19 protein-coding genes and 1 pseudogene are annotated in these 18661 nt (G+C 67.7%); 5 read left to right on the top strand and 15 right to left on the bottom strand.

Annotated elements, in window-relative coordinates; all coding sequences use genetic code 11:
* Positions 1–14: 14 nt before the first annotated feature.
* The 6 genes and pseudogenes from RTY46_RS03340 to RTY46_RS03315 form a co-directional block, all read right to left on the bottom strand.
* Positions 15–509, bottom strand: coding sequence for a TPM domain-containing protein (locus RTY46_RS03340; protein WP_312706663.1), 495 nt, complete (start codon positions 507–509; stop codon positions 15–17).
* Positions 509–1387 (bottom strand): TPM domain-containing protein, encoded by an 879-nt coding sequence (locus RTY46_RS03335; protein ID WP_312706662.1) that lies wholly within the window; start codon positions 1385–1387, stop codon positions 509–511. Before RTY46_RS03335 ends, RTY46_RS03340 begins: the two co-directional genes overlap by 1 nt.
* 3 nt (positions 1388–1390) lie before the next feature.
* Positions 1391–2008 carry a LemA family protein gene (locus tag RTY46_RS03330; RefSeq protein WP_312706661.1) on the bottom strand — a complete coding sequence of 206 codons (618 nt, stop codon included), beginning with the start codon at positions 2006–2008 and terminating at the stop codon, positions 1391–1393.
* Between the two features lie 534 nt (positions 2009–2542).
* Positions 2543–3700 (bottom strand): annotated as a pseudogene (locus RTY46_RS03325) (MFS transporter); the annotation flags it as partial.
* 161 nt (positions 3701–3861) lie between these two features.
* Positions 3862–4611 (bottom strand): TerC family protein, encoded by a 750-nt coding sequence (locus tag RTY46_RS03320; protein ID WP_312706660.1) that lies wholly within the window; start codon positions 4609–4611, stop codon positions 3862–3864.
* A gap of 33 nt (positions 4612–4644) precedes the next feature.
* Entirely contained in the window at positions 4645–5040 is a 396-nt protein-coding gene (locus RTY46_RS03315; RefSeq protein ID WP_312706659.1) for a diacylglycerol kinase, read from the bottom strand.
* A gap of 213 nt (positions 5041–5253) precedes the next feature.
* Here RTY46_RS03315 and RTY46_RS03310 point away from each other — a divergent pair, with 213 nt between their 5' ends.
* Positions 5254–5955, top strand: coding sequence for an SGNH/GDSL hydrolase family protein (locus tag RTY46_RS03310; RefSeq protein ID WP_312706658.1), 702 nt, complete (start codon positions 5254–5256; stop codon positions 5953–5955).
* A 146-nt stretch (positions 5956–6101) separates the two neighbouring features.
* On the opposite strand, the gene RTY46_RS03305 is transcribed toward RTY46_RS03310, so the two are convergent.
* The 3 genes from RTY46_RS03305 to RTY46_RS03295 form a co-directional block, all read right to left on the bottom strand.
* On the bottom strand, positions 6102–7373 hold the full coding sequence (locus RTY46_RS03305) for a HAMP domain-containing sensor histidine kinase (protein WP_312706657.1): 1272 nt from the start codon (positions 7371–7373) through the stop codon (positions 6102–6104).
* Positions 7374–7517: 144 nt separating this feature from the next.
* On the bottom strand, positions 7518–8231 hold the full coding sequence (locus RTY46_RS03300) for a response regulator transcription factor (RefSeq protein ID WP_002811889.1): 714 nt from the start codon (positions 8229–8231) through the stop codon (positions 7518–7520).
* Positions 8232–8318: 87 nt separating this feature from the next.
* Positions 8319–8963: an arylesterase gene (locus RTY46_RS03295; protein ID WP_312706656.1), complete on the bottom strand. Its 645-nt coding sequence runs from the start codon at positions 8961–8963 to the stop codon at positions 8319–8321.
* Between the two features lie 75 nt (positions 8964–9038).
* Between RTY46_RS03295 and RTY46_RS03290 the strand changes: the two genes are divergently transcribed.
* The 4 genes from RTY46_RS03290 (at position 9039) to RTY46_RS03275 (ending at position 13104) form a co-directional block, all read left to right on the top strand.
* The gene (locus tag RTY46_RS03290; RefSeq protein ID WP_312706655.1) at positions 9039–9686 is read left to right on the top strand and encodes an ATP-binding cassette domain-containing protein; all 648 of its coding nucleotides are present in this window, start codon (positions 9039–9041) and stop codon (positions 9684–9686) included.
* A complete protein-coding gene (locus RTY46_RS03285) occupies positions 9683–12193 on the top strand; it encodes an FtsX-like permease family protein (RefSeq protein ID WP_312706654.1) in 2511 nt (836 codons plus the stop codon). Before RTY46_RS03290 ends, RTY46_RS03285 begins: the two co-directional genes overlap by 4 nt.
* 72 nt (positions 12194–12265) lie before the next feature.
* Positions 12266–12616: a DMT family protein gene (locus tag RTY46_RS03280; protein ID WP_312706653.1), complete on the top strand. Its 351-nt coding sequence runs from the start codon at positions 12266–12268 to the stop codon at positions 12614–12616.
* Between the two features lie 2 nt (positions 12617–12618).
* Positions 12619–13104, top strand: coding sequence for a hypothetical protein (locus tag RTY46_RS03275; protein ID WP_312706652.1), 486 nt, complete (start codon positions 12619–12621; stop codon positions 13102–13104).
* A gap of 28 nt (positions 13105–13132) precedes the next feature.
* Here RTY46_RS03275 and RTY46_RS03270 read toward each other — a convergent pair whose 3' ends face one another.
* From RTY46_RS03270 to RTY46_RS03245, 6 genes are all read right to left on the bottom strand, one after another.
* Positions 13133–13522 (bottom strand): hypothetical protein, encoded by a 390-nt coding sequence (locus RTY46_RS03270; protein ID WP_312706651.1) that lies wholly within the window; start codon positions 13520–13522, stop codon positions 13133–13135.
* Positions 13522–14052 (bottom strand): hypothetical protein, encoded by a 531-nt coding sequence (locus RTY46_RS03265; protein WP_312706650.1) that lies wholly within the window; start codon positions 14050–14052, stop codon positions 13522–13524. Before RTY46_RS03265 ends, RTY46_RS03270 begins: the two co-directional genes overlap by 1 nt.
* Positions 14053–14270: 218 nt before the next feature.
* Positions 14271–15200: a DUF6607 family protein gene (locus RTY46_RS03260; protein ID WP_312706649.1), complete on the bottom strand. Its 930-nt coding sequence runs from the start codon at positions 15198–15200 to the stop codon at positions 14271–14273.
* 85 nt (positions 15201–15285) lie between these two features.
* Complete coding sequence (locus RTY46_RS03255) at positions 15286–15888, bottom strand: Hemin transport protein (protein ID WP_108771115.1); 603 nt, start codon at positions 15886–15888, stop codon at positions 15286–15288.
* A 5-nt stretch (positions 15889–15893) separates the two neighbouring features.
* A complete protein-coding gene (locus RTY46_RS03250; protein ID WP_312706648.1) occupies positions 15894–18086 on the bottom strand; it encodes a TonB-dependent hemoglobin/transferrin/lactoferrin family receptor in 2193 nt (730 codons plus the stop codon).
* Between the two features lie 150 nt (positions 18087–18236).
* Positions 18237–18431, bottom strand: a complete 195-nt coding sequence (locus RTY46_RS03245; protein ID WP_108748566.1) for a hemin uptake protein HemP — start codon at positions 18429–18431, stop codon at positions 18237–18239.
* Positions 18432–18661 lie beyond the last annotated feature (230 nt).

The following is an 18661-nucleotide window of genomic DNA, read 5'->3' as shown; positions in this document are numbered from 1 at the left end:
AGCGCCGCCGCGGCTCAACCAAGCAGCTGCGGGGTGTTGGGCAGCCCGTCATCGTCGGACCCCGAACCGGGCGGAAAGTGCCCGGCCAGCAGTCCGGAGACCTCGTCGATGGCATCGCGCAGGGCCTGCACCGGCTCGCTGCCGCGCAGGCCTTCGCGCAGATGGGTGCAGATACGCTGCCATTGCGCAGGGCTGACCCGGCCGTGCAGGCCGCGATCGGCCACGATTTCGATGGCATGGTCGGCCAGCAGCAGGTAGATCAGCACGCCGTTGTTGTGCGCGGTATCCCAGGTGCGCAGCTGGGCGAAGGCCTGTTCGGCCGCTTGGCGCGGGGTGACTTGCCGCCACAGCGCGCGCAGGGGCAGATCGGCTTCCACCGCGAACATGACCTGGCCGCCGTGGCGCTCTTCGCCACTGGCGATGGCCTCGGTAATGGCCTGCAGTGCCGCCGGCGGGAAGGCCCGCCGCAGTGACGGGGAAAACAGGTGCCGCCCGATACGCCTGATCATCACCAGCCCCCCGAAGCGCCGCCGCCACCGGAACGGCCACCGCCGCCGCCCCAGCTGCCGCCACCACCGCCGAAACCACCGCCACCACCGCCGCCCCAACTGCCCCCACCCCAACCGCCGCCGCCAGCGAAGCGGCCCGGATGGCCCGAGAGCATGGCCACGATCAGGCCGACGATGCCGGCCAGACCGCTGGCCAACAGCGTGGAAGTGAACAGGAAGGCCGCCAGCGCGGCACCGCCACCACCCAGCAGGCCGCGCAGCGGCCGCGGCACCCGCGAAAACACCCCGCGCAGGATGCTGCCAGCGAACACGCCGATGAACAGCGCCAGCGCCCACGTATCGCCACCATCGCCGCTGTCAGTCCCGCGTTGGCTGCTGACCGGGGCCGGCAGCGCCTCGCCATCGATCAGCGTGACCAGCACCGCGGTCGCTTCGGTAATGCCGCCGGCGTAGTCGCCGGCACGGAAACGCGGCACCAGGTATTCCTGGATGACCCGGTTGGCAATGGCATCGGGAATGGCCCCCTCCAGCCCATAACCCGGTTCGATGCGTACCCGTCGATCATCCTTGGCCACCACCAGCAGCACCCCGTCATCCACGCCCTTGCGGCCGATCTGCCATTGATCGAACACACGGGTGGTGTACTGCGCGATGTCCTCGGGCTGCGTGCTGGGCACCACCAGCACCTGCAGCTGGCTGCCCTTGCGCTGCTGCAGCGCCAGCGCCTGCTGCACCAGTGCCTGCTTCTGCGTGGCATCCAGCGTGCCGGTGGTGTCGACCACCGGCGAATCCAGCGCAGGAATCGGCGCCAGCTGCTGCGCCTGCGCGGCCAGCGGCAGCCACAGCAGCAGGGCCAGCAGCGCGGTGAGCAGGCGCATGGATCAGTTCGCCGGCTGCGCTGCCGGCGGCTGCTGCGGCGCGTTGCCGAAATCGACCGCCGGCGCGTTGGAAATCTGCGCTTCGTTTTCCACGCTGAAGTTCGGCTTGGGCTGGTAGCCGAAGATCTTGGCAGTGATCAGCTGCGGGAACGAGCGGATGTAGGTGTTGTAGTCCTGCACCTGCTGGATGTAGCGGCCACGGGCCACGGTGATGCGGTTTTCGGTGCCTTCCAGCTGCGCCTGCAGGTCGCGGAAGTTGGCGTCGGACTTCAGCACCGGGTAGTTCTCGGTCACCACCAGCAGCCGCGACAGTGCACTGCCCAGCTCGCCCTGTGCCTGCTGGAACTGCTTGAGCGAGGCTTCGTCGTCGGCGTTGACGTTGATCTGGCCGACCCGCGAGCGGGCGTTGGTCACTTCGGTCAGCACGCGCTCTTCCTGGCTGGCGAAGCCCTTCACGGTCTGCACCAGGTTGGGCACCAGATCGGCGCGGCGCTTGTACTGGTTCAGTACTTCGGACCAGCTGGCTTTCACGGCCTCGTCCTTCTGCTGGATGGTGTTGTAGCCGCAGCCGGAGAGCAGGCTGGCCAGCAGCAGGGGCAGGACACGGGTGAGCAGGCGCATGGTGGCGATTCCGGGTGGACGATGTGCCGAGCATGCCACGGACGCGGTGAAAGATCGGCCATCGGGCGGTGCCCCCTCCGCGGTGGTGGCGCTCATCGATCGTCGGGGTAGTCCGGGCGGGTGGGCATGGCGGGGGACGCCGTGCATACATCCTTGTAGGCTTAGCCGCGCCATCCATGGCGCGGATACCCCCGCCACGCCCACCCGCCCGGCCTCGTACGGTTTCCTGCGCACCGCGGGAAGATCAAAAAAAGAGCAAGAGCAAGAGCCCATGCTTCAGGCATTCGTGTCGACCAAGGTCGACACACCTGCCAGAGCGGGATGCCGTTCCGACAGACCGCGGGAAACTGTCGAAGGCGGGGTGGGTCCGGTGGCAGGGGCGTGAGCGCCATGGATGGCGCGACCGAGGCTACATGGACGTACTTGCGCCGTCCCCTGACACCGGACCCACCCCGCCATCCCACAGAATGCCAGCTTTTGACGTTGCTTCAGTCGAGCATGGCTCGACTCTACGGGGTGCAGCCCCCCCCCTGAGCAGGCTTCGGCGGCCGGGGCGCGCACCCGCCCCCACCACGCCAGCACCAGCGCTGCGGCCGCCAGCAGGCCACCGGCCACCGGAATGGCCGCATAGCCCAGGCCCAGGCTGATCACCGCCCCGCCCAGCGCGGCACCCAGCGCATTGCCCAGGTTGAACGCGCCCACGTTGATCGACGAGGCCAGGCCCGGCGCCTCGGTCGCCGCCTGCATCACCCGGATCTGCAACGGCGGCACGATGGCGAAGGTGGCCGCACCGAACAACAGCAGCCCCACCGCAGCGGTGGCGTGGCTCATGAACGCCAGCGGCAGCACCAGCATCAACAGCGCCAGCACGGCCAGCAGGATGCGCGTGGCACCGTCCAGCGACCAGTCGGCCAGGCGCCCGCCAATCCCATTGCCCACGGTGAAGCCGATGCCCACCAGCGCCAGCGACACCGCGATGAACGCATTGGACGCACCGGTCAGCTCGGTCAGCACCGGCGCCACGTAGGTGTACAGGGTGAACATCGCACCGGCGCCCAGCACCGTGGTGGCCATGGCCAGCAGCACCTGCGGCTGCAGGATCGCCTTCAGTTCACGCCGCACGTCCGGGCGCGGGCCCGGCGCCGAGGCCGGCAGGGCCAGGCCCAGCGCGGTGATCGCCACCACGCCCAGCACCGCCGTACCGGCAAAGGACAGGCGCCAGCCCAGCTGCTGCCCAGCCCAGGTGGCCAGCGGCACGCCGCCGATGTTGGCGATGGTCAAGCCCATGAACATGGTCGCCACCGCCGCCGCCTGCTTGTCCTTCGGCACCAGGCTGGCGGCCACCACCGCGCCGATGCCGAAGAAGGCGCCGTGGTTGAGGCTGGTGACCAGCCGCGACAGCAGCAGCAGGCCATAGTTCGGGGCAAGCGCCGACAGCAGGTTGCCGACCACGAAGATCGACATCAGCAGCATCAGCGCGGTGCGCTTGCCGAACCGCCCCATCAGCAGGGTCATCACCGGCGCGCCCAGCATCACCCCCACCGCGTAGGCGGTGATCAGCATGCCGGCGGTAGGAATGCCCACGCCCACGCCGTCGGCGATGACCGGCAACAGGCCCATGGGGGCGAATTCAGTGGTGCCGATGGCGAAGGCGCCGACGGCAAGGGCCAATAGAGCGGCTCTGGAGTTCATGGGCGTTTCCTGCGTGGGGCAGGCCTGTGAAAAGAAGCGCACAGGGTGCGCGCTTTGCCCCGCCGGATTAAGCCCCGTAGCGGGGAAACAGTGTTGACCCCGGTTCACAGATGCCCAGAACGCAGCCCCCCCGGCCAGGCCGGGGGTTCCAGAAAACGCGCTTACCAGTCGCCGGCGCCCGGCACGTGGTGATCGCGTGCGCGGCGGCGCATCAGCAGGTTCAGCCACTCCACCAGCACCGAGAAGCCCATCGCGGCGTAGATGTAGGGCTTGGGCACGTGCACGTCCAGACCGTCCAGGATCAGCACCGCACCGATCAGCAGGATGAAGGCCAGCGCCAGCATCTTCACCGTCGGGTTGGCGTCGATGAAGCGGCCCAGCGGATTGGCGGCCAGCAGCATCACCAGCACCGACAGCAGGATCGCGGCCACCATCACCGGAATGTGGTCGGCAATGCCGACGGCGGTGATGACCGAGTCCAGCGAGAACACGATGTCGATGATCGCGATCTGCAGGATGACCATGCCGAACACGCCCGAGGCCTTGCTGGTGGCGGGATTTTCATCGTCGCCACCGGTGATCAGTTCCTTGATCTCCATGTAGCCCTTGATGATCAGGAACAGGCCACCGACGATCAGCACCAGGTCGCGGATGGAGATGCCCATGCCGGCCACGTTGAACAGGTTGGCCGACATGTGCGCCAGATAGGCCAGCGACACCAGCAGCGCGATGCGGGTAATGCAGGCCACGGCAATGCCGAGCTTGCGGGCGAACGGACGGCGCTCTTCCGGCAGCTTACTGACGGCGATGGAGATGAACACCAGGTTGTCGATGCCGAGCACGATTTCCAGCGCGCTCAGAGTGAACAGGGTCACCCAGGCATTGGGGTCGGCGAGGAACTCAAAGGACATGGAAACTCTTCAAGGCAGTGGGGAATGGGAGGTTCAGCCGTAGGTGCCGGCCAGCAGGTGCGGCACAACGACCAGTGCCCAGCACAGCAGTACGTTCATCATCAGCACGAACACCGCCGCCGAGCCCATGTCCTTGGCGCGGCCGGCCAGCTCGTGGATCTCGGCGCCGTAGCGCTCGATCACCGCTTCAATGGCCGAGTTGGCCAGTTCCATGGCCAGCACCAGCAGCATCGAGCCGATCAGCAGCGCGCGCTCCACCGGCGTCTGGCCCAGCCACAGCGCCAACGGCGCCAGCAGCACCAGCAGGTAGACCTCCAGACGGAACGAGGATTCGTGCAGCCAGGCGGCGCGCAGGCCCTGCCAGGACCAGCGGGCGGCCTGGAAAATGCGGCGCGGGCCGCGGGGCAGGTGGCCGAAGTTGTCAGCCACGGGCAAGGGTTCCAGCAATGGGGGCGCGGCGCAGCGACCGCTCAGACGCACGGCAGGAGATCATGAAGGCACAGGGAGGGACAGATGGCGCCCATTTTGCCACAAGGGGCGCCGAGGCACCCCGGCCATGCCGCCGCGCCGCCTGACACGGACAAGCAGCGGCTGGGCGCAGCTCCTATGATGAACGTCCTTACAGTTGCGCTGGAGAACCTGATGACCCGTCGCCGTACCTGCCTGCTGATGCTGGGCCTGCTGACTGCCGCACCGCTGGCCCAGGCGCTCAGCCCGCCGGCCTCGCCGTCCGTGCCCGAGCAGGTGTCCAACGTGGCCTGGGCCGGCGACATGGCCGCCTTCGCCCAGATCGACCGCACCTCGCCGCCGCCGCGCGGTGGCATCGAATTCATCGGCAGCTCGTCCATCCGCATGTGGGAGACCCTGGCCCAGGACTTCCCCACCCAGCCGGTGTTCAACCGCGGCTTCGGGGGGTCGGAAGTGCGCGACAGCACCTGGTACGCCGGGCAGATTGTGGTGCCGTATGCGCCATGCAAGGTGTTCCTGTATGCCGGCGACAATGACCTGAACAGCGGCCGCAGCGTCAGCCAGGTGCGCGACGATGTGGTGGCGTTCGTACAGCGCGTACACCGCGACCTGCCGAAGACGAAGGTGGAATACCTGTCGATCAAGCCCAGCCCGTCGCGCGCGCAGCTGCTGCCGGCGATCAACGAGGCCAACGCACAGATCAAGGCGGCGCTGGCGAAGCTGCCCAACACCGGCTACACCGACATCTACACCCCCATGCTGGGTGCCGATGGCCAGCCCGATGCGAAGCTGTTCCGCGAGGACATGCTGCACATGACCCGGGCCGGGTATGCGATCTGGACCAAGGCGCTGGCACCGAAGGTCAACTGCAACTGAGCCCCCATCCACGCATGGCGTGGATCTACCGGGATCGGGCGTGGGGTCAGAGCCCGTTGCGTAGCAACGGGATCCGACCCCGGGATAGCGCCCGTGTAGAGTCGAGCCATGCTCGACTACGTGGCGGTCCGCCCCCCGGTCCGGGGTCAGCGGAAGATGACCGTCGCTTCGGTGCCCTTGCCCGGTTCACTTGCCAGGCCGACCTTCCAGCCGAAGCGATCACACAGTCGACGTACGATCGACAGGCCCAGGCCGGTGCCCTGCGGCCGGTCCGGTTCGGCGCGGTAGAACGGCTCGAACGCACGCGCCAGCGCCTCTTCGGACATGCCGATGCCGGTATCGCGCACCACCACCCGGTCGGCCTGCACATCCACGTCGATGCGTCCTTCGTCGGTGTAGTTGCAGGCGTTGCGCACCAGATTGCTGACCACCACCTGCAGCACCCGCGGCGGCGCGTGCAGCTGCACCGGTTCTGCACTGTGCAGGGCGATCTGGACCGGGCGGCTGCCCAGCAGTTCGCGCGCATTGTCCACTTCGTAGCGCACCACATCGTTCACATCGAACAGTTCGATCTGCGGCTCGATGTCGGCCTCGCGGGCCAGGATCAGGAACGCATCGATCACCGCTTCCATGTCCCGTCCGGCGCGCTGGATGCGCTGCAGGCTGCGGCGCAGGCGCGGTTCCAGTCCATCGTCGGCCAGCGCCATGTCACTGGCCACGCGGATGACGGTCAACGGCGTGCGCAGCTCGTGGCTGGCATCACGGGTGAAGTTGCGCTCGCGGGCCACGTGGTCGCTGACCCGGGTGGCCAGCGAATGCAGGGCCGCGGCCAGCTGCCTAGTCTCGCCCTGCATGTCCGCCGGCAGCTTGTCCGGCTCCAGGTCGGCCGCTTCCGGGTGCCCCGGGTCCCAGCGGGAGACGCGCCGGGCCAGCCAGTTCACCGGCGAAACCAGGCGTTTGGAGGCGCGGTAGGTCACCCAGCTGGCACCGTACACGGCCAGCAGGGTCAGCAGCACCGGCACGATGCCGAACCAGAACGCCAGCATTTCCGCGCGCGAGCGCAGGAACACGAGATACAGGCGCCCTTCCGGCCGCGCGTCCACCAGCACCAGCTGGTCATCGCCAGGCAGTTCGTGGAAGCCCGGCTCCAGCGTGCGCAGGTTGGCCGGCAGCGACAGGCTGGACTGCCCGCGCTCCAGCAGGTAGCCACGGATGTTCTGGGTATTGGGCGGCGGCTGCACCGGCGAGGCCGCGTGCAGGGTCCAGTAGTAGGCCGCCTCTTCGCGCAGGGCCGCGCCCACCAGGCTGTGCTTGATCACCAGCGCCACCAGCCAGGCACCCAGCAGGATGCCCAGGCTGGCCAGCACGGCCTGCAGGATGAAAACGATGCGGATCTTGCGCGGCAGGCCGTGCGGCATTGCGGGGTCCCGGTCGAAGCGCTGCGATTATAGGCAGCGCCACGTGCCACGGTCGTGCACGGACGGTGACCACACTGGCAACAGGCTACGCGCCCCCTGCCCCGGGCCCTGGCCAGGGCGGGTCTGTGCCTGCGCCTGCACCGATCAGGCCATCGGCTGGGCGATATCAGCGATGCGGTAACCGGCGCTCTGCACGGTATGCAGCAGCGGGCGGTCGAACGGCTTGTCGATGATCTTGCGCAGGTTGTACAGGTGGCTGCGCAGCGTGTCCGAGTCCGGCAGGCCGTTGCCCCAGATCTCGCGCTCGATTTCCTGGCGGGTGACCACGCGGGGCGATTCGCGCATCAGGATGGTCAGCAGGCGCAGGCCAATCGGCGACAGCTGCAGTTCGGTACCGGCGCGGGTGGCCCGCATGCTGACCGGGTCGAGCACCAGGTCGGCGACCTTGAGCACTTCCGAACCCACCTGGCGGCGCTCGCGGCGGATCAGCGCGCGCAACCGGGCTTCCAGTTCCTGGATCGCGAACGGCTTGGTCAGGTAGTCATCGGCGCCAAAGCCCAGGCCGGTGAGCTTGTCGTCCAGCGTGTCGCGCGCGGTCAGCATCAGCACCGGCGTGGACTTGCGTGCATCGTTACGCAGGCGGCGGCACACTTCGATGCCATCCAGGCGCGGCAGCATCAGGTCCAGCACGACCACGTCGTAGCTGTTTTCAGCCGCCAGACGGTAGCCGTCCAGGCCATCCTGCGCATAGTCCACCTCGAAGCCGCGGCCTTCCAGGTATTCGCCGATCATTTCGGAGATGTTGCGGTTGTCCTCGACCACCAGCACCAAGCCGGAAGTCTCCTTCGTCTGACGCATGTGAGTACCTCTGTCTTCAGCTTTGTGAAACATGCCCGATCGACGGTGGACGCGATGTGAAGTTCCGTCAAGTCGCCGAAAAAAGATTCACAGCAACGGTTTGAGCAGTGGCCAGACGTTGTCCAGCACCTTCGGCTGCGCCTGCGCGGTGGGGTGCAGGCCGTCGGCCTGCATCAGCCCCGGCTGCAGGGCCACGCCTTCCAGGAGGAACGGCAGCAGTGGCACTTTGTACTGGTCGGCCAGGCCGCGGTAGACGGCGGCCAGACGCTGGCGGTAGCCCGGCCCGTAGTTGGGCGGCACATCAATGCCCAGCAGCAGCACCTTGGCACCGGCCTTCTGGCTGGCCTGCACCATTTTTTCCAGGTTGCCACGCACCTGCACCGGGGTCAGCCCACGCAGGGCATCGTTGCCGCCCAGCGCGATCACCACCACGCTGGGTTCCTCCCTGGCCAACAGGCCCGGCAGGCGGGTCAGCGCGCCGGCGGTGGTTTCCCCGCTCATGCTGGCGTTGACAATGCGCGGTGGGGTTTTCGACTGCTGCCTGACCCGCTTGTCCAGCAGGCTGACCCAGCCGGCATCGGCCGGGATATTGTGGGCAGCACTGAGGCTGTCACCCAGCACCAGCACCGTGCCGCCCGGACCTTTGGCACACGCCAGCCCGGACCACAGCAGCAACCCTAGCAGCAGCACCATCATCGTGCCGGCTTGCCGGCTCCATCCTGTAACGCGCATTGGAGTCTCCTCATCGACAGCCTGTCCCCCCGCAGCGCGCCCGTCGCCATCGCCGTCAACCAGGTCGGCAAAACCGTGCAGGGCCCGGAGGGTGAAGTCCACATACTGGACAACATCACCCTGACCGTCCATGAAGGCACCAGCGTGGCCATTGTCGGCGCCTCCGGTTCCGGCAAGACCACCCTGTTGGGACTGCTTGCTGGGCTGGACCTGCCCAGCCACGGCCGTATCAGCGTAGCCGGGCAGGATCTGGGCGCGCTGGACGAAGAGGCCCGGGCGCAGCTGCGCGCGCGCGAGGTGGGCTTCGTGTTCCAGAGCTTCCACCTGCTGCCGGCGCTGACCGCCGCCGAGAACGTGGCCCTGCCGCTGGAACTGGCCGGCCGCGAAGACCCGGCCCGCGTGCAGCAGGTACTGCAGGCAGTGGGCCTGGCCCATCGTGCCCGCCACTACCCGCGCCAGCTGTCCGGCGGCGAGCAGCAGCGCGTGGCCCTGGCCCGCGCCTTCGTCAGCCGGCCGCGCATCCTGTTCGCCGATGAGCCCACCGGCTCGCTGGACCAGGCCACCGGCCAGCACATCAGCGACCTGTTGTTCGAACTCAATGCGAGCAGTGGCACCACCCTGGTGCTGGTGACCCACGACCTGCGCCTGGCGCAGCGCTGCCAGCACATCCACCGCATCGACAACGGCCGCCTGCAGGATGTCGCCCACGAGGCGCACGCATGAACCTGCTGCGCCATGCCTGGCGTGCGCTGCGCCGCGAGGCGCTGGCCGGCGACCTGCTGACCGTGTTCGCCGCGCTGGTACTGGGCGTGGCGGTGATGACCGCGGTGGGCACGCTGGTGAACCGGGTGAATCTGGCCCTGACCGGCAGTGCGGCGGAAATGCTGGGCGGCGACCTGGGCGTGGGCAGCCGCAACGAACCGCCGGCCGCCTTCGCCGAGGAAGCGCAGCGGCGCGGTCTGGCCCATACCCGTATTGCCGGCTTCGGCAGCGTGCTGTTCCAGGGCGATGCCAGCCAGATGGCCAGCATCAAGGCAGTGGAAGCGGGCTACCCGCTGCGCGGCAGCCTGCGCGTGCGCGCCACCCCCGGCGGGGCCCCGATCGAGCGCGCCGGCATGCCGCCGAAGGGCCAGGCCTACGCCGACCCACGGCTGCTGCAGGCGCTGGGCCTGAAGGCCGGCGACGATCTGGAATTCGGTGCGGGCACGCTGCGCATCGCCGGCATCATCGAGGCCGAGCCCGATACCGGCGGCGACCTGCTGACGCTGTCCCCTACCCTGCTGGTGAACCGCGCCGACGTGGACGGTACGGGCCTGCTCGGTCCGGGCAGCCGCATCAACTACCGGTTGATGTTCGCCGGTGAACCGGCGCAGATCGATGCGTTCCGGCAGTGGCTGCTGCCACAGACCAAGGGCATGCGCGTGCTGAGCGTGGATGACACCCAGCGCGGAGTGCGCCAGGCCTTCGATCTGGCGGGCCGTTTCCTTGGCCTGAGCGCGCTGCTGGCGGTGCTGCTGGCCGGCGTGGCCACTGCGCTGGCCGCCAACCGCTTCGCCCTTCGCCGCATCGACCAGGTGGCCGTGCTGCGCTGCCTGGGCGCACGCCAGCGCGACATCCTGCTGGGCCTGGCCCTGCAGTTGCTGATGCTGGCGGTGCCGGCCTGTGCCGTCGGCATTGCCCTGGGCATGGCCGCGCAGGAAGGCCTGGTGCAGGCACTGGGCAGTCTGGTGCCACAGCGCCTGCCCCTGCCCGAAGCCACCCCGGCACTGACCGGCGCCGGCATTGGCCTGCTGCTGCTGTTCGGCTTCGGCCTGCCGCCGCTGCTGCGCCTGCGCGGGGTGCCGCCGATGCGCGTGCTGAACCGCTCGTTCGCCGCACTGCCACCGACCTCGCTGCTGGCCTATGTGGCCGCGCTGGGCGCCAGCCTGTTGCTGGCGGTGCAGGTCACCGGCGATCTGAAACTGGCGCTGTGGGTGCTGGGCGGGCTGGCCGCGCTGGCCCTGGCTGCCGGCGTGCTCGGCTTTGCCCTGCTGCAGGTGCTGCGCGGCCTGCAGCACCGCCTGCACGGCAACTGGCGGCTGGGCCTGGCCGCACTGACCCGGCGCCGCCTGTTGGCCGTGATGCAGCTGGTGGGCCTGTCGCTGTCACTGTGCGCGCTGCTGTTGCTGGCGGTAACCGGACCGGGCCTGCTGCAGCAATGGCGCGAGCGCCTGCCGGCCGACACCCCCAACTATTTCCTGATCAACATCCAGCCCGAACAGCGTGACGGCGTGCTGGCCTCGCTGCGTGGCCTGGGCGCGCACGACGCCAGCATCGAGCCGATGGCCACCGGCCGCCTGATCGCGATCAACGGCAAGCCGCCGCTGCGCGTGGACCAGGCCGCTGCCGGAGGCAACGGAGCCAACAATGGCCCGCGTGAGGACGACGACGAGAACCGCCCGCTGAACTTCAGTTGGCGCAGCACCTTCCCACCGGCCAACACCCTGCTCGGCGGCACGTTCTGGAAAGCCGACAGCACCACGCCGGAGGCCTCGGTGGAGATCGGCTGGGCGCGGCGCTATGGCGCGCATCTGGGCGATCGCATCACCATTGCCGTCGGTGAGCAGCGGCGCGAGTTCACCGTCACCAGCATCCGCAAGGCCGACTGGAACACGTTCCGGCCCAACTTCTTCGTGCTGCTGAACCCCAACGCGGTGGGCGATACCCCGCACAACCTGCTGTCGGCCTTCCATCTGCCCGCCGGCCAGGCCGCGGGTCTGGGTGAGCTGGTCCGGGCGCAGCCCAACCTGTCCCTGCTGGATGTGGACGCGGTGATTTCGCAGGTCCGCGATGTGATGAACCGCGTCGCGCAGGCGGTGCAGCTGGTGATGGTGTTCAGCCTGCTGGCCGGCGTGCTGGTACTGCTGGCAGCCCTGCAGGCCACCGCCGGCGAGCGGCGGTACGACAGCGCGGTGCTGCGCACCCTGGGCGCCACCCGCCGCCAGCTGCGCGGTGCGGTGCTGGTGGAATTCGGTGCGCTGGGCACCCTGGCCGCCACGCTGGCGGTGGGCGCGGCGGCGGCCATCGGCCTGCTGGTCTCGCAGAAGGTGTTCGAACTGCCGCTGCTGCCGCCGTGGCCGGGCCTGCTGCTGGGCGGCGTGCTGGGCATCGGCCTGAGTCTGCTGGCGGGCTGGTGGGGCACCCGGCGCATCCTGCACACGCCGCCGGCACTGGCCCTGCGCGAGGCCTGAGCGGCGGCCGCGCGGCGTGGATGTGCAGTCCACGCCGCGCTGCGTATGCTTGTCGCCTTTCCCCCAGGTCGTATGCCGATGCCGTTCACCGCTTACCTGTACCCGGTGCTGTTGCTGGTCGCCAGCAACGTATTCATGACCTTTGCCTGGTACGGCCATCTGAAGTACAAGAGCGCGCCGCTGATGCTGGTCATCATGGTCAGCTGGGGCATCGCCTTCTTCGAATACTGCCTGCAGGTGCCGGGCAACCGCCTCGGCAGCGCGGTGTACTCGGCGCCGCAGCTGAAAGGCATGCAGGAAGTGATCACCCTGCTGGTGTTCGCAGTGTTTTCCGCGTTCTACCTGGACCAGCCGCTGAAGTGGAACCACTGGGCCGCGTTCGGGTTGATCGTGGTAGCCGCGTTTCTGATGTTCAAGGAATAGGAATGAACTACGGCTTCTGCCTGCGCGTCCTTCTGGTCGGCGTGCCACTGCTGCTGGCGATGCCGGCCGCATCTGCCCGCACTGCGCCGGGCCTGGTCCCGGACCCGGTACAGGCCTTCGTGCTGGAAACGGTGCTGGCCGATGAGGTGCGCGCCTTCCACGAGGGCCACCCGACCTACCTGGTCACCACCGACGGGGCGCGCACGCGCAGCGATGCCGAGGTCCTGGCCGGGCTGCGTGTGGAGTTCGACCGGTTCTACCAGGGCCAACCGAAACCGCGGAAGGAAGTGGCGCACATGGCGATCCTGGTCGCGCAGACCGCACTGCTGCTGCCCGACCGCACCGCGTGCAGCACCGACCGCGTGCGCTGCCGCGAAGCCATCAAGGGCGTGCGCACGCGCGATGACCAGGCGAGCCTGCAGGCCACCCTGCGTGCGTTCCAGGACGCGGGGTTGGACCTGAGCACGTTGGGCGGGCCGGTATCCTGAGTGCGGGGCATCCACGCGTGGCGTGGATCTACCTATTGGCTGCGGTGGCCCACGCCACGGTCCGGTCCATCGCCCGCTCCATGCCCGACAGGGTGGTGAACACGCAGAGCTCGTCGTTGGCATTGTCATCCCCTACCCGGTTGTGGACTTCGGTGTACTCCGGGTGGCTTTCGAAAATGACGATGCGGACGATGTTGCCGCTGGGCAGGTGCTTGGCGGAGAAGATGGGGTTGGCTTCGCGGTCTTTCGTACCATCGGCGAAGAACACGTTGTAATGCGGGCTGCGGAAGTCTTCCGCGCGCAGCCCGGCAGCGCCGATTGCCGCCATGAAGTGGTCGAGGACATGCTGTTCGAAACGATCGTAGACCTGGGGATCAGACAGATAGGCTTCGAAGCTGCGATGTACTGCCAACGGCATCAGCGGACCTCATTCTCAAACACGGGAAGCGCGAAGACGCGAACCACGTCGCTGCCCGCGGGGCCCTCGCTCCGGCTTTCGCAGAAGCGGAAGCCTGCACGCAGGCCAGCATCTTCGAACGTGGAGCGCACCACTTCGATTTCAGCCGAAGCCATCCTTCCACAGTCGCGCCAGCGGCGGCTACCGAAGGCCACGCCGTCCGAACCCGGATAGTAGAAAACGTTGGGCAGGAGCACCCCCGATTCCGCGTGCAGATCGAAGACGGTAAAGCTCAGCGCGAGGAACAGCTCCGCACCGGCGGGATTGCGCACGGTGCAGGCAATTCGGACGGTTGAAAGCACGTGGGTGCAGAGGCTGAGCAGATAGGCCGACGTCCCTCGCGGCCCCAGACGCTCCAGCCCCCCCTCGATCCGGCTCTCGCGCGAAACGAGCGGCACTTCTTCGAAATCATCGATATCCAGGAAGAAACTGTCGATGTCATCGCAGGCTTCGTCAGACAACAGCTGGCTGCAAAGGGCAGAGAGCTTCATCGAATGAACAGGCGGTGGGTGGGCAGCCACCCTATCGCATGGCGAAGGCCGCAGCGGGTTTTCCGACACATTGTGGCGAGATGCGTCATGCCATTTCGCATCTCGCACGACCGCAAGGGAAGCGTGCCGAGCAAGCTCGGCACCCACCAGAAGCGCAGGTAGATCCACGCCATGCGTGGATGCGGTGCCTGGCCGAGGCAGTCGAGCATGGCTCGACTCTACAAGGGCGCTTTTTCCACGTACTTGGCGAAGACCTCGTCAATCTGCGCGTCCTTCACCTTCTTCCCGTCCTGGATGTCCTGGGCCTGGGTGAACAGCGGGATGATCATCGCCATGCCGTCCAGCTTGGTCTTCAGGTGCACGCCGGGGGCCTGGCCAAGGAAGCCGTCCCAGCGCTGGCGGACCTTGCCCCAGTAACCGGCGGTGGCCTTCCAGTAGTCGCGGGCCGGGGTGAAGTCGACCTCGGTGGTCTTGATGTAGTCGTTGAAACCGAACTCGCGGGCGATCTCCACCTGGCTGCCGTCGGCGTTGCGCTGCACCTTGGTGTTGAACTGCTCGTGGGTCCAGCCGTTCGGGGCCAGGGTGTGGCGGTTGATCACCGCCAGCGCGTTGTAGTCGCTGCGCTTGGTGTACTCGCGGCGCGGCAATGGGCGCCAGCTCAGATCGCTGGTCCAGGTCGGCACGTTGTTGTCGTAGCTCCAGCGGCCGGTGCCGCAGTAACGCGGGGCATCGCTCACTTCGTACACGCACTGGGTCCAGGCGCCCTGGTTCTGCGCGGCCGGAATGGCACGCACCTGCCAGGTCTGTTCGGCACTGAACTCGAAGCGGTTCGGCGCTTCGTACACCCAGTCCTGCCGCCAGTGCTTGGTGACGTGGCCGCTCTTTTCATCCAGCAGCAGGTGCTGCAGCACCACGCGCCGGGGGCTGTCTTCCACCACCACCACCACTTCATTGCCGCCGCTGCGCATGGCCGGTGCCCGCTCGTAGCCGGGCTTCAGCAAGACGGTTTCATCGAAGGCGAAATCAACCGTGTACTCACCCTGCATGACCAGGATGCTGGCGCGGTCGCGGGCAATGTCGGAGGGCTGGGCGTGGGCTGCGCCGTTGGCGGCGAGCAGCAGCATCGCACTGGCTGTCTGCAACTTCATTGAAGGGTCCTTGGGCTCTACAGGGTCTTGGAGAGGCCGTCCGTGGCCAGCAGTCGTTCCATCAGGAGCGGTGCGGGTGGAGCGCTTACAGGCGCACCAGCGGCAGATCGTCCGGCGCACGCGGGGCCGGGCGACGGGCGGCGTCGGCGCAGCAGCAGTCGTCGATGGCCAGTTCGCCCTCGGCACCTTCCAGGCGGGCGATGCGGCGCGCGGTGGCCGCCCCCAGCGAGGACAGCGTGGACAGGCTGGCGGCCAACGTGCGGCCCTCTTCGGCCGCATGCAGGCGCAGTGCGCACAGGCGCCAGCGCTGGCCGCCGAGGTGGCCGGCCAGGCGTCGCCACAGCCGTTCACCGACGCTGCCATCGGCATCGCGCGGCGGCGCTGACGGCAACGCCGCCACCAGCCGGTCCCAGGCCAGGAAATCACTGTCCGGCAGCAGGTACAGGCGCCATACGCAGCGGCCACGGGCGTCGAGGAAACACAGACTTTCGCGCAGGCCTTCGCTGTCCACGCCCTGGCAGGCGTGCACTGAAACGGCCTGGCGCCAGCCACCGATCTCGCTGCCATCGGCGTGGTACAGGCACAGCACGGTGCCGAGCGCAGCCAGCTGCGCCGGCGTGGGCCAGACCTGCAGCGGCACCCGCGGCAGGGACGACGACAGACGACGTGCAGACAGGGCTCGGCTCATGGGATTCACCAGGAAACGGCAAGGCTGGCCGACAGCGTGCGGCCGGGGCTGGTATAGCGGTCCAGCACGCTGCTGCTGGCCGACAGGGTCGAGCCAACGTTGGACCAGTCGATGTAGCGCTTGTCGCCCAGGTTGAACACGCCCACGTTGAAGGTGGCGCCCGGGGCGAAGTTCCAGTGCGCCATCAGGTCGGCCACGCCGTAGCCGGCCGGGCGATAGACCGTGGCCGAGGCGACCCGGTCCTTGCGCTTGACGAAGGTACCGGCCAGTTCCACGCCCCAGGTATCGGTGTCGTACATCAGGCCGACCGTGCCGCGCATCGGGTCCACCGAATCCAGCGGGGTGTCTTCGGTCTTGTTGTCACCGCGCGACCAGGCCACCGCGCTGCGCAGCGCCCAGCCCTGCAGCGCCGGACTGATCTGGCCGAAGTCCACGCCGGCCTTCAGTTCGGCGCCGTAGATGCGCGCGTCGGCGATGTTGCGCGACTGGAACACCATCAGGCCCTGCGCATTGGTACCGACCAGCGACTGCGATTCGATGAAATCCTTGTAATCGTTGTAGTAGCCGCTCAGGCTGACGTACGCCGCCGGCGACAGGAAGCGCAGGCCCAGTTCCACGCCATCACTGGTTTCCGGCTTCAGATCCGGGTTGGGAATGGCGGTGTAGCCGAAGGCGAAGTTGGTGAAGCCCAGGTTGACGTCGTTGTAGGGCGGCGAGCGGAAACCGCGCGAGTAGCCGGCAAACAACGACCAGGCATCGGTGAAGCGATAGACCATGCCCAGCTTGGGCGAGACGCTGGTCTTTTCCAGCGTGGTGACCGCAACGCCGGGATTATCCTCGGCGAAGATCGTATCCACGTCCGGCTTCAGCTCGTAGCGGTCCACGCGCACGCCCGGCACCAGCGACAGCTTGCCCCCGGCCATGCGCATTTCATCCTGTGCGTACAGGCCCAGTTCGGTGGTCCTGCTGATCGGGAAATCACGCACCGGGAACACATCGGGCAGCAGCGTGCTGGTCATCTGGCCGTTGGCCAGCACCTGGTAGCCATCGCGCTTCTGCCGGATCTCGGTGCGCGCGCCGTCGAAGCCGTAGGTCAGCGCGTGTTCGACGCTGCCGGTGCTGAAGGCCTTGTTGAACTGCGCCTGCAGGCCGTACACCTGCTGGTCGAAGTTGAACTCGCGGTGGCGGCGCGTGCGGTTGGCCCGGTCTTCGTCGGTGATCTGGGTGGTTTCGCTGTGCTGGCTGTAGACCTGCCAGTGCAGGCTGTCGGCGAAGGCCTTGTCCAGCGCATCCATTTCATGGGCGAAGGACACGCGCGTACGTTCCTGCGTGTCGCGCGCCTTCATACCGGTGGTCGTGGTGCGGTCGATCAGCGACAGCACATCGGTATCGGTGCTGTCTTCATTGCCTTCCACGGTCAGGCGGAAGCGCTGGTCCGCGCTGGGCGCGAACACCAGCTTGGCCAGGCCGCTGCGGCCATCGCGGTCCTGCGGGTTGGCTGCGGTGCGGGTGTTGTTGCTGCTGCGCACGTCGCCCTGGTTGTCCGCTTCCTGGCCCTGGCGATGGTTGATGTTGACCATGCCGCTCCAGCGGTCGCCGCCGAACGCCATGGTGATCCCGCCCAGCAGGCCCTGCCACTCACCGTCGTAGCCGAACTTCAGGCCCACGTAGCTGTTCTTGCCGTCCTTCAGGTAGTCGGTGGGGTCCTTGGTGACGAAGGCCACCACGCCGCCCAGCGCGTCCGAGCCGTACAGCGAGCTGGCCGGCCCACGCACGATCTCCACGCGCTTGAGCGTGTCCAGATCGGTGAAGTTGCGGTTGGCGTTGGAGAACGAGCCGATGCTGAAACTGGTCGGCATGGCGATGCCGTCGGTCTGGATGCGCACGCGGTTGCCGTCCAGGCCACGGATGCGGATGCTGCCCAGGCCGAAGCGGGTGGCGCTGCGGCTGGCCGACAGGCCAGGTTCGTAGCGGATCAGGTCCTGCAGGTCCTGCACCAGGTGGCGGTCCATCTGCTCGCGGTCGATCACATCCACCGTGGCGGCCACATCGCTCACCGCGCGTTCGGTGCGCGTGGCGGTAACCTGCACGCGGTCGAATTCGCGCGCATCGTGCGCGGCATCGGCTTCGGCGGCGGCATGGGCGGACAGCGGCAGGGCCATCCACAGGGCGATCGACAGGGCGGTCTGGCGGGTCATCGGTCTTGGGTCGTCGGGCACACAGGGGAACCCCCGGCCACCGGCACGCAGAACGTGCACGGACAGCCGAGGGTGAGAGAGCAGGTGCGGACAGGTCGCCCACCCTGCCAGCGGGCGGCAGGTGGGAGGGGTGCGGGCGACCGGGCCGCGTTACTTGGTCAGGATCAGCTTGTCGTTGCTCGTGTGGCGCAGCCGATAGAAGCGGTCGCCGTGCTGGATCAGGATTTCACGACGGCCCTTGAGCAGGGCTTCGCTGTCGATGACCTCTTCGGCGGGAACGGCACGCACCGGGCGGTCGCGGAGGGTCAGCGTTTCGGGGCGCAGCAGTACAGGTTGAGCATTCATGAGCGTCTGGACTCGTGCGAGGGACGCGATAGATGATAATGCTTCTCAGTTAACAATCAACAACCATTCTCATTTCGGGCAATGCGATTATCTATTGAATTGCGAAAATCAATAGATATGAGCTATCGAACTAGCAGGGCCGAGCTTGCTCGACTGCTTTTGCTCAGGAGCAGTCGAGCAAGCTTGACGCTACGAAAAGCCGGGAGCCGTCGAGCAAGCTCGACGCTACC

It is taken from the genome of Stenotrophomonas sp., from assembly GCF_032056425.1.
Lineage (GTDB): Bacteria > Pseudomonadota > Gammaproteobacteria > Xanthomonadales > Xanthomonadaceae > Stenotrophomonas.
Note: the sequence above shows the minus strand (reverse complement) of the source record. Positions and strands in the feature narration are given on the sequence as shown.